9 protein-coding genes are annotated in these 11,206 nt (G+C 33.2%); 6 read left to right on the top strand and 3 right to left on the bottom strand.

What is annotated here, in order from left to right; all coding sequences use genetic code 11:
- The first annotated feature begins 62 nt into the window (after window positions 1-62).
- Both GQS07_RS02065 and GQS07_RS02060 read left to right on the top strand, forming a co-directional pair.
- Window positions 63-938: a pirin family protein gene (locus GQS07_RS02065; protein WP_158209406.1), complete on the top strand. Its 876-nt coding sequence runs from the start codon at window positions 63-65 to the stop codon at window positions 936-938.
- A gap of 113 nt (window positions 939-1,051) precedes the next feature.
- Window positions 1,052-1,597: a hypothetical protein gene (locus GQS07_RS02060; RefSeq protein WP_158209405.1), complete on the top strand. Its 546-nt coding sequence runs from the start codon at window positions 1,052-1,054 to the stop codon at window positions 1,595-1,597.
- 66 nt (window positions 1,598-1,663) lie between these two features.
- Here the strand turns inward: GQS07_RS02060 and GQS07_RS02055 are convergent, their stop codons facing one another.
- From GQS07_RS02055 to GQS07_RS02045, 3 genes are all read right to left on the bottom strand, one after another.
- On the bottom strand, window positions 1,664-3,694 hold the full coding sequence (locus tag GQS07_RS02055; protein ID WP_158209404.1) for a M3 family metallopeptidase: 2,031 nt from the start codon (window positions 3,692-3,694) through the stop codon (window positions 1,664-1,666).
- Window positions 3,695-4,274: 580 nt separating this feature from the next.
- Complete coding sequence (purE, locus tag GQS07_RS02050; RefSeq protein ID WP_090405342.1) at window positions 4,275-4,754, bottom strand: 5-(carboxyamino)imidazole ribonucleotide mutase; 480 nt, start codon at window positions 4,752-4,754, stop codon at window positions 4,275-4,277.
- A gap of 2 nt (window positions 4,755-4,756) precedes the next feature.
- A complete protein-coding gene (locus GQS07_RS02045; protein WP_158209403.1) occupies window positions 4,757-5,911 on the bottom strand; it encodes a 5-(carboxyamino)imidazole ribonucleotide synthase in 1,155 nt (384 codons plus the stop codon).
- Window positions 5,912-6,566: 655 nt separating this feature from the next.
- Between GQS07_RS02045 and hpt the strand changes: the two genes are divergently transcribed.
- The 4 genes from hpt to GQS07_RS02025 all read left to right on the top strand — a co-directional run bounded on the left by hpt (window position 6,567) and on the right by GQS07_RS02025 (window position 11,091).
- Window positions 6,567-7,103, top strand: coding sequence for a hypoxanthine phosphoribosyltransferase (hpt, locus tag GQS07_RS13740; protein ID WP_158209402.1), 537 nt, complete (start codon window positions 6,567-6,569; stop codon window positions 7,101-7,103).
- A 30-nt stretch (window positions 7,104-7,133) separates the two neighbouring features.
- The gene (locus GQS07_RS13735; protein ID WP_158209401.1) at window positions 7,134-7,709 is read left to right on the top strand and encodes an adenylate kinase; all 576 of its coding nucleotides are present in this window, start codon (window positions 7,134-7,136) and stop codon (window positions 7,707-7,709) included.
- 91 nt (window positions 7,710-7,800) lie between these two features.
- Window positions 7,801-8,808, top strand: coding sequence for a GTPase ObgE (obgE, locus tag GQS07_RS02030; protein WP_158209400.1), 1,008 nt, complete (start codon window positions 7,801-7,803; stop codon window positions 8,806-8,808).
- 129 nt (window positions 8,809-8,937) lie between these two features.
- Window positions 8,938-11,091, top strand: a complete 2,154-nt coding sequence (locus tag GQS07_RS02025; protein WP_158209399.1) for a S46 family peptidase — start codon at window positions 8,938-8,940, stop codon at window positions 11,089-11,091.
- Window positions 11,092-11,206: the final 115 nt, after the last annotated feature.

Below are 11,206 nucleotides of genomic sequence, written 5' to 3'. Positions count from 1 at the left end.
TGTAGGTTAAGTGTAAAAGGGAAGGTGTGGTTGTAACTTTGTAGTACAAAAAACAAAGAGATATGAAAACAAGAAATATTAAACAAATAGTAGCACCACAGCCTGCACACTTTGTAGGAGATGGTTTTAGAGTACATAACTTTATTCCAGGTATGCCAAATATGAGTATGCAACAAATGGACCCGTTCATTATGTTTGATTATAACTCAAAATTCGTGTTCCCACCTTCTCAAATTCCAAAAGGAGTTGGTGTTCATCCACACAAAGGATTTGAAACAGTAACAATTGCTTATAAAGGGCGTGTTGAACACGGAGATAGCAGTGGTGGAGGTGGTATCATTGGGCAAGGAGATGTACAATGGATGACTGCTGCATCAGGTGTTTTACACAAAGAGTTTCACGAAACAGAGTGGAGTAAAACAGGAGGAGAGTTTCAAATGGTACAGCTATGGGTAAACTTGAAAGGAGAAGACAAAAAAGGACCTGCTAAATACCAAGCGATTGAAAATGATAAAATGGCAAAACATCAATTGCCAAATGATATGGGATTGGTTGAGGTAATTGCAGGTGAATTTGAAGGAACAAAAGGAACAGCTTCTACGTTTACACCAATGCATATGTTTAATTTAAAAGCTAAAACAGGTGCTAAAACTACCTTTACTTTTCCTTCTCATTTCACTACAATGTTGTTAGTTTTAGAAGGAGAAATTAAAGTTAATGATACTACAATTGTAAAAACAGACCACGTTGCACATATGGCAAAAGATGGAGAAGCATTTACTGTTGAGGTTTTAGAAGATGCAGTAGTGTTAGTGTTATCAGGAGAACCGCTAAACGAACCAATTGCACACTATGGACCTTTTGTAATGAATACAAGAGATGAGTTAATTGAAGCTGTAAATGACTTCAATGCAGGTAAGTTTGGTGACTTAGAATAAATAGTATAAACAAAAGATAGTTGTGTCTTTATAGAGATTTGGTTTGGTTAAAGGAGAGATAAGTTTTTTATCTCTCCTTTTCTTTTTTCTTATACATTTGTTTTTTTTAAAGTATGAAAAAAGCAGGATTAGGATTGTTGACTTTTGCACTATGTGTTGCGAGTTGTCAAGATAAGAAAGTTGAGGTTCCGGTAACAGAAGAGGTCACTGTAGAGACTGTACAAGAAACTGTAGAAACCAAAGAATTGAAATTGTCTGGTGAAACGATGGATACGTATATGGATTCAGAAGACGCGATGATGACTTCTTTAGTAGAGAAAGACCAGCTGCGTCTACAAAAAGCAATTCAGATTATCGGAAATATGAATATATTTTATACGGAAGATGAAGGTATAGATAACGATAAAACAGATGCTGCTTTTTTAAAGATTGTCGGAGGTAAAACATTTAAGCAAGTTTGTGATACTGCTGAAGGGTATTTAAAAGCAGAACAAAAACAAGAATTAGATCGTATTCAAAATTTATTAGGAACGATAAAAGGTCCAAAGGCTGCTTCGAAAGTAGATAAGTATAACGAAGCGCAACAAAATCTTAAAGAAGCAAATCAAATGCCGATTACGCTTGATGATTATACGTATAACGAAGAGTGTTTTCTATAAACCGTTTTTATAGAACAAGCATAATAATAAGAAAGCCCATTGTTTTTTGACAATGGGCTTTTTGTTTTATTTAATCAAACCAGCTCTTTTAAGTAAAGCATCTGGAGTAGGTTCTTGTCCTCTAAATTGTTTGTATAATGTCATTGGGTGATCTGTACCTCCTTGAGACAATACATTGTCTTTAAATTTTGTTGCAATTTCTTTATTGAAGATTCCGTTATCTTTAAAGAAAGCAAAAGCATCAGCATCTAAAACCTCTGCCCATTTGTAGCTGTAGTATCCAGAAGAATATCCCCCTTGGAAAATATGAGAGAAAGAAGTACTCATTGCATTTTCTCTTACGTCAGGATATTGAGCAGTAGCTTCAAATTGTGCTACTTCAAAGTCTTTTAAACTTGTAATAGTAGTCGGATCTTGACCGTGCCATCCCATATCTAATAATCCAAAGCTCAATTGACGTACCGTTGCCATTCCCTCTAAGAAGCTTGCACTTTCTTTGATTTTTTCAACTAATTCCATTGGAATAGCCTCTCCTGTTTGGTAGTGTTTTGCAAATAATGCTAAAGCCTCTTTTTCAAAACACCAGTTTTCCATAATCTGACTTGGTAATTCTACAAAATCCCAGAATACATTAGTTCCTGATAAACTTGGATATGTTGTATTAGCTAACATTCCGTGTAAAGCGTGTCCAAACTCGTGGAATAAAGTAGTAACCTCATTAAAAGTCAATAATGATGGTTTTGTAGCCGTAGGTTTAGTAAAATTACAAACAATAGAAATATGAGGTCTTTCATTCACGCCATTTAAAACGTATTGATTTTTGAAAGACGTCATCCAAGCTCCGTTTCTCTTTCCTTTACGTGGGAAGAAGTCAGAGTAGAACACAGCAACAAACTCTCCTTTGTCATTTGTTACTTCAAATGTTCTTACATCTTGGTGGTATTTGTCTATATCTTGAACTTCAGTAAAAGTTAATCCGTATAATTTATTAGCTACTTGGAAAGCACCATCCAATACATTTTCTAATTGGAAATAAGGTTTTAATAACTCATCATCTAAACTAAAGCGCTCTTGTTTTAGTTTTTCAGAATAGTAAGAACCATCCCATTTTTCTAATTGGTCGATATTATCTAATTTTTTTGCAAAAGCAGTAAGTTCTGCAAATTCTTTATCTGCAGCTGGTTTAGCTTTTGCCAATAACTCATTTAAAAAAGCATTCACTTTATCTGGAGATTGTGCCATACGTTCTTCTAACACAAAGTGAGCGTGTGTTTTGTACCCTAATAAATTAGCTCTTTCGTGGCGTAATTTTACAATGTTAAGCACATTAGCTTCATTGTTGTGTTCGTTATCTTGGAAAGCCTTTTTACCTGCAGCAATAGCCATTTCTTTTCTCAATGCTCTATTATCAGCATAAGTCATAAATGGAATATAGCTTGGATAGTCTAAAGTAAATAACCAACCTTCTTTACCTTCTTGTTCCGCTAAGCTTTTTGCTTCTTCAATAGCTCCTTCAGGTAAACCAGCAAGGTCTTTTTTATCTGTAATATTTAGTTGGTATTTATGTGTTTCTGCCAACACATTCTCTCCAAAAGTAAGCGATGTCTTAGATAATTCTGCATCAATTTCACGCAGTCTATTTTTTTTATCTTCAGGTAACAAAGCACCATTTCGTACAAAACTTTTGTAGTTTTTAGTCAATAGTGTTTTTTGTTCTGTATTTAAGTTCAAGTTGTCGATTTGCTCATATACCGTTTTCACACGTTTAAACAATTCTTCATTTAAAGAGATATCATTGCTAAGAGCAGAAAGTAAAGGAGCAACTTCTTGTGCAATCTTTTGCATATCATCATTAGTCTCCGCTGAGTTTAGGTTGAAAAAGATATTAGAAATAATATCTAAACTCATACCTGAATACGCTAAAGCTTCTATTGTATTTTCAAAAGTAGGAGCTTCAGTATTTGAAGTAATAGCATTAATCTCCTCTTTAGTTTCGTTGATTGCTTTTTCAAAAGATGGTTTATAATCTTCTGTTTTTATTTTAGAAAAGGGAGCAGTCCCGTGTTTTGTATTGAATTGGGTATTTAATAGTGACATATTATATGTATTCAATTTTAATGTTCGTAGTCTTTAAAACATAAAAGTAAGTTTTTTTAGAAGAATGTGTTGTTAAATAAAATGGAATATTTTATAATAGTTTTTTAATCAGTTACTTGTGTTTTTAGTTAAAAGACAAGAAATTACTTTTTACTACTCTATTAATTCTATTTAAGTTTTCAAGTGTGCGATAGGTTCTTATAGAAGTGAACTATAAAGTTGTAAACTATTAATAGTAAAGGTGAAGCTGAGATAGAGTATACTTAAAGTAGTATTAGTAGTGTTTTGTATATACCATGTTCGGGACATCTACCACTCAAGTCCCACAGTAGTTCGGAAAAAAGCTCTTTTACCGAAGGTGTGTGGTAGGAATGTGGTACTTGTCTGGTATATGATACGTATAAGTCTTTGTATATGGGTGATTGAGAGGTGTTTTTGGAGGTGTAAAGGAAAAATAAATGCTATAGCGTGTATTTTTTTAACTGCTATTTTCTTTGGGAAGTAAGCTATGTTTTATAAAAAAGAAACGCCGAAATAGAGAATCTATTTCGGCGTTTATATTATGCTGTAAAATGAAGGTTTACTTGATAGATTCAGCAGCTTTTAAAACAGCGTCTCTTAATCCATTTTTATACTCAATCATTTTGTTTAGTACTTCTTGGTTTTGGCTGCCTAAGATTTGCAAGGCTAATAAACCTGCATTTTTTGCTCCATTTAAAGCAACTGTTGCAACAGGAACACCACCTGGCATTTGAAGTATAGATAATACACTGTCCCATCCATCAATAGAGTTAGATGATTTTACAGGTACTCCAATTACAGGAAGTGGCGACATAGAAGCAACCATTCCTGGTAGATGTGCTGCTCCACCTGCACCCGCAATAATTACGTTTATTCCTCTTTTATGAGCATTTGATGAAAAGTCAAATAACTTTTCTGGAGTTCTATGAGCAGAAACAATATCTACTTCAACGTCAATTCCAAATTCTTTAATAATATTAATGGCGTCTTGCATTACAGGCATATCTGAAGTACTGCCCATTACTACTGCTATTTTCATAATTATTTGCTGATTACTTTGATGGTTTCTTTTACTTGTTGAGCAATTGCTCTTGCTTTAGTCATATCTGGATTAACGATAGTAACGTGTCCCATTTTTCTGAAGGGTCTTGTCTCTCTTTTACCATAAATATGAGGTGTTACCCCATTAATGGCTAAGATTTCTTTCATCCCTTCATAATATACCTGTCCTGTATATCCTTCGGCACCTACTAAGTTAACCATAACACCAGCAACCTTGCTATCTGTGTCCCCTAAAGGTAAATCAAGGATAGCTCTGATGTGTTGTTCAAATTGTGATGTATAACTTGCTTCAATAGAATAGTGTCCCGAGTTATGTGGACGAGGAGCAACTTCATTAACTAAGATGTCATCATCTTCTGTTTGAAACATTTCAACTGCAAGTAAACCAACGTGGTTGTATTTTTCTGATACTTTTAAAGCAACTTCACGTGCTTTATCAGAAACTGCAGAAGGAATTCTGGCAGGGCAAATCACATATTCAACTTGATTTGCTTCTGGATGAAATTCCATTTCTACAACTGGGTAAGTTTTTATTTCTCCTGATACTGATCTTGCTACGATAACAGCTAATTCATTTTTAAAAGGAATCATTTGTTCTGCAATACATTCTACATTAGGTAGTTTGTCTAAGTCAGCCACAGAGCGTACAACTTTTACTCCGTTTCCATCATATCCAAATTGTGCTGCTTTCCAGACAAAAGGAATAGTAGCTTCATTATTGTTAACGGCATCTTTTAGAGATTCGATGTTATCAAATCTTTTATAAGGTGCGGTAGGGATGTTGTTCTGAGTATAGAAGTCTTTTTGTTTTCCCTTGTGTTGAATTAAACGTAGGGTAGAAGGAGAAGGAAATACGTTTAAACCTTCTTTTTCAAGTTGCTCTAAAGCATCAAGGTTAACGTTTTCTATTTCAATAGTTAAAGTGTTTACTGTTTTTCCAAAGCGGTAAACAGTTTCAAAATCCATTAGATCTCCTTGAAAGAACTTGTGAGCACCAAATTGTGCGGGTGCATCAATACTTGGATCTAAGACATTCGTTGCAATGTCAAATTTTCGAGTATCATAAAGGAGCATTTTGCCAAGTTGGCCACCTCCTAAAATTCCCAAACGGAAATCAGTTGAAAAATAATTCATTGTGTTGTTGTATAGTTATAACGACAAAGATAATTTAAAAAAGAATGAAATAGAATTCTGATGTATGATTTTAGAATTAACAGTAAATAATTGTGATAATGATGTTTTAATGAGTAATTGATTTTTAACAGAGTGTGTTTTAAGCTTTTATTGGTTAATTTTTAATATTAGTGTTTTTATTTTGAGTATAGTTTAAATATTGGTAAATAAATATGAATTATAATTTAAATTGAATTTTAATATTTTATTAATAAAATATTTTTTAGTTAAAAAAATTAACTTATATTTGAATTGTGATTGAGTGTTAATCATAGTATAGATAGTGGATGTATAAATGATATTTAAAAGTAATCTCAACGATAGAACTATTAACTTTGGTTTTAGAGTTAGATTGAATTAGTTTGTTTTAACGTAGCGTTTTATAACGCTACGTTTTTTGTTTATACCTTAAAATATTTATTCTAAAAGGGATTAAAATCTTGAGAAATATTTTAACTTTTAGAATAAGATATTAATCATTATCTTTAAAAAGTAGACTTTGCTTATCCGGTAGGTGGAGTGAGGTTTTTTTGTGTTTTCAGGCAATTCCTTTGCGTAGAAACTAATAAAGGTTTATTCTTTTTGTATATTTGCAAATTACGTATAACACAACACAATGGAAATACAAGTTTTAGATAAGGTTTTTGTTCCGTTTATTTCAAGGGAACGTATCGACAACAGATTAAAAGAAATCGCACAACAAATGGTGGTAGATATGAATGGGGAAGTACCTGTTTTTATCGGTGTTTTAAATGGATCATTTATGGTGATTTCTGATTTAGTGAAACACTACACAGCACCTTGCGAAATGAGTTTTGTGAAGATGGCTTCATATATTGGAACACAATCTACAAATCAAGTAAATCAATTATTGGGATTAGATATTGATGTAACGGATCGTAGAGTTATAATCGTTGAAGATATTGTTGATACTGGAAATACGTTGGTGGCTTTGAAAAAGTTATTTGAACAACAAAGACCAAAAGATATCAAAATTTGTACTTTATGTTTAAAACCTGAAGCGTACACAAAAGATATCCCGTTAGATTATGTAGCGTTTGAAATCGAGAATAAATTTATAGTAGGGTACGGAATGGACTATGATAAACACGGTCGTAACTTGCCTGAGATCTATCAAATAAAAGAACAATAATTAATACACTAACAGTATAAAACATATATAATGATTGCAATAGTTTTATTTGGAAAACCTGGTGCTGGAAAAGGTACTCAAGCTCAATTTCTTAAAGAAAAATACAATCTTACTCATATTTCAACAGGAGATGTATTTCGTTTTAACTTAAAAAACGATACTGAATTAGGAAAACAAGCAAAGGTTTTTATCGATAAAGGGGAATTAGTACCAGATGAAATCACAATTAATATGCTTGCTAATGAAGTAGCTAATAATATGGATAAAGCAGGTTTCTTATTTGATGGTTTTCCTCGTACAATTAAACAAGCTGAAGCTCTTGAAGAATTACTAAATGAAAAAAATATCAAGTTCGTAGCGACAATCGGAATTGATGCTGATGATGAAATTCTTGTTTCAAGAATTTTAGAAAGAGGTAAAACAAGCGGAAGAAGCGACGACCAAGATGAAAATAAAATTCGTAACCGTTATACTGAGTACAATGAAAAAACTGCTCCATTAATCAAGTATTATGAAGAGAAATCTAAATATACTGCTGTTGATGGAATAGGTGCTATTGAAGAGGTTACAGAAAGATTAAGTAAAGTTATTGATACATTAATATAGTGTAAACTATTTAATATTCATTAAAAAATATTACATTTGCCGCCCAATTCCTATGGCATAGTGCTTTAGGGTGGGGGAAAAACTTAAGGAAATGACTGAAGGGAATTTTGTCGATTACGTTAAAATATATGTAGCTTCCGGTAAAGGAGGTAGAGGTTCTACACACTTACACCGTGAAAAATTTATTGAAAAAGGTGGTCCTGATGGTGGAGATGGAGGACGTGGAGGACACGTTTATATCGTAGGGAATGAAGGTTTGTGGACGTTGTTTCACTTGAAATTTGCACGCCATATTAAAGCTGGTCACGGTGGTGATGGTGGTAGTTCAAGAAGTACTGGTTCTGATGGTGATGATAGAATTATCGAAGTTCCATTAGGTACAGTAGTTAAAGATAAAGAAACTGGAGAGGTATTATTCGAAATCACTGAACACGGTGAAAAGAGAATTGTAGCTGAAGGTGGGAAAGGAGGTTTAGGTAACTGGCACTTTAGAAGTTCTACAAACCAAACACCAAGATATGCACAACCAGGTATGCCAAGTACTGAGTTAGATGTTATTTTGGAATTAAAAGTATTGGCTGATGTTGGATTAGTGGGATTCCCTAATGCGGGTAAATCTACTCTTCTTTCAGTAGTTACTTCTGCTAAACCTAAGATTGCTGATTATCCATTTACAACGCTTAAACCAAACTTGGGAATTGTAGCTTATAGAGATTTTAAATCTTTTGTAATAGCTGATATTCCTGGTATTATTGAAGGGGCTGCAGAAGGAAAAGGATTAGGACATTATTTCTTACGTCATATTGAGCGTAACTCTACGCTTTTATTTATGGTTCCGGCAGATGCTGACGATATTACGAAGGAGTATAATATTCTTTTAGATGAGTTAAGACGTTACAATCCTGAAATGCTTGATAAGGATCGTTTGTTAGCAATTACTAAATGTGATATGTTAGATGACGAATTGAAAGCAGAAATGAAAGAACAATTGGATGCTGAATTAGAAGGTGTTCCTTATATGTTTATTTCTGCAATTGCAAATCAAGGTATGCAAGAGTTAAAAGATAAGCTTTGGAAAATGCTTAACAGCTCTAAATAAATAGATTTTAATAATATTACCATATAAAACCGATCTGAATTTCAGGTCGGTTTTTTTTATTCTTGCAATTGTTGCATCTGTTTTTGAAGAAAAAAACTATCTTCGCAATCTAACACAGTATTTTAATTTATGAAAAAAGTCATTTTATTTTTAACTGCATTTTTGTTAGCGCTACCTTTTCAGGTAAAAGCTAATGAAGGAATGTGGTTTTTGATGTTCATTGATCGTTTAAATCAACGTGATATGGAAAAGATGGGACTGCAATTAACAGCAGAAGAAATTTATAGTATAAATAATCACTCATTAAAGGATGCTATTGTGCAATTTGATGGTGGGTGTACAGCAGAAATTATTTCTAATCAAGGTTTAGTGTTGACTAATCACCACTGTGGATATGATAAAATTGCTGACTTATCTACTCCAGAAGATGATATCTTAACAAATGGTTTCTGGGCTAAAGACAAAAATACAGAGCGTTCTGCAAAGAACTTATCTGTACGTTTTTTCGTTAGAATGGATAATGTGACAAGTCGTATCTTAAGCGTTGTTAGAGATTCAATGACTGAAGCAGAAAGAGAAAAAGCAATCAATCAAGAAATTGCTAAAATTCAGAAAGAGAATGATGGAGATGGTAAATACACTGTATCGGTTAAATCATTCTTTCAAGGAAATGAATTCTACTACTTCGTTTACCAAGATTACAATGATGTACGTTTAGTAGGTACTCCTCCTAATAGTATTGGTAAATTTGGTGGAGATACTGATAACTGGGAGTGGCCACGTCATACAGGTGACTTCTCTTTGTTTAGAGTTTATACAGATAAAAATGGAAACCCAGCAGAGTACTCTCCTGAGAATGTTCCGATGACTCCTAAGCATTATTTACCTGTTTCTATAACAGGAATTCAAGAAGGTGACTTCTCTATGATTTTAGGTTACCCTGGTAGAACTAATCGTTGGATGCCAGCACAAGGTGTAGAGCAAAATATTAAGTTTGCATACCCAGCTTGGGTTGAAGGTTCTAAATTAGGAATGGATGTAATGAAGAAACATATGTCTTTAGATGACGCTGTTCGTTTAAACTATGCTTCTAAATACGCAGGGGTTGCTAACTATTGGAAAAACCGTCAAGGTATGATTGATGCCTTAACGCAACATAATACAGTTGGTTCAAAAACTGAAGCTGAAAATGCTTTTAATAAATGGGCTAATAAAAAAGCTAACAAAGCAAAATACGGAAACGTAATCCAAGACATTAATAATTTCTATGCAGCTACAAATGAAAAAGCTCGTCACGATAATTACTTAATGACAATGATGCGTACTTCTATTTTAGCAGCAGCTCCTTATCGTTTAGCTGGAGGTATGGAAGCATACGCTTTAGGTGATGATAAGAAAAGAGATGAAATGCGTGAAGATTTTACAGCGTATGTTGAGAGTATTTACAATAGTGTAAGTGAGCCTTTAGAGCGTGAAATGTTAGCTAAACAATTAGCATTATATGCTTCTAAATCGGAAGGGTATGCTATTGCTCCATACATTGCTCAGATTGAAAAAGAGTATAATGGTGATTTCGAAAAATTCGTAAATGAAGCTTTTGATAAGAGTGTATTTGCTAATAAAGCTAAGATTGAAGCTTTTTTAAAAGATCCAAAAGATATTGTTGTATCTCGTGATCCTTTATTGAAATTGTCTTCTGCAATTATGGATAAATACAGAGAGAAATCAGATGCTTTAAGTGCTTTAGAAGATAAATACCAAAAAGCATATCGTTTATTTGTAGATGGTGTTCAGAAAAGTAATCCAACAGGAAAATACTATCCTGATGCAAACTCTACTTTACGTTTAACTTATGGTACTGTAATTGGATTACCAAGAGGTAATAAAGTGAATGATGCAAAAGAAAATTGGTTTACAACATTAAAAGGAACTGTTGCAAAACACGTACCTGGTGATGAAGAATTTGAAGCTCCTCAAAAGTTAATCGACTTATACAATAGTAAAGATTATGGAATGTATGCTGATAAAGACGGTCATATGCCTGTAAACTTTTTAACTAACCACGATATTACTGGTGGTAACTCAGGTTCTCCAGTATTGAATGGAAAAGGGGAATTGATTGGTTTAGCATTTGACGGAAACATTGAAGCTATGGCAGGAGATGTTATCTATGATCCTAAATTACAAAGAACAATCAGTGTTGATATTCGTTATGTGTTGTTTATCATTGATAAGTTTGCAGATGCAAAACATATCGTTGACGAAATGACTTTAGTGAAATAAGACAATTTTAAAAAATATGAAGAATGCCTAATTTATTAGGCATTTTTTTTTGCACTTTTGTTAATCTAAATAAGAGGTAATAAAATGAGGTATTTAATTTGTTTGTTGAGTTTGT

It is taken from the genome of Myroides phaeus (assembly GCF_009799805.1).
Taxonomy (GTDB): domain Bacteria; phylum Bacteroidota; class Bacteroidia; order Flavobacteriales; family Flavobacteriaceae; genus Flavobacterium; species Flavobacterium phaeum_A.
Note: the sequence above shows the minus strand (reverse complement) of the source record. Positions and strands in the feature narration are given on the sequence as shown.

Bases quoted from the DNA above. Each gene is read 5' to 3' on its own strand.
- GQS07_RS02065 (WP_158209406.1), top strand. From the start codon at position 63: ATGAAAACAAGAAATATTAAACAAATAGTAGCACCACAGCCTGCACAC.
- GQS07_RS02060 (WP_158209405.1), top strand. From the start codon at position 1,052: ATGAAAAAAGCAGGATTAGGATTGTTGACTTTTGCACTATGTGTTGCG.
- GQS07_RS02055 (WP_158209404.1), bottom strand. From the start codon at position 3,694: ATGTCACTATTAAATACCCAATTCAATACAAAACACGGGACTGCTCCC.
- purE (WP_090405342.1), bottom strand. From the start codon at position 4,754: ATGAAAATAGCAGTAGTAATGGGCAGTACTTCAGATATGCCTGTAATG.
- GQS07_RS02045 (WP_158209403.1), bottom strand. From the start codon at position 5,911: ATGAATTATTTTTCAACTGATTTCCGTTTGGGAATTTTAGGAGGTGGC.
- hpt (WP_158209402.1), top strand. From the start codon at position 6,567: ATGGAAATACAAGTTTTAGATAAGGTTTTTGTTCCGTTTATTTCAAGG.
- GQS07_RS13735 (WP_158209401.1), top strand. From the start codon at position 7,134: ATGATTGCAATAGTTTTATTTGGAAAACCTGGTGCTGGAAAAGGTACT.
- obgE (WP_158209400.1), top strand. From the start codon at position 7,801: ATGACTGAAGGGAATTTTGTCGATTACGTTAAAATATATGTAGCTTCC.
- GQS07_RS02025 (WP_158209399.1), top strand. From the start codon at position 8,938: ATGAAAAAAGTCATTTTATTTTTAACTGCATTTTTGTTAGCGCTACCT.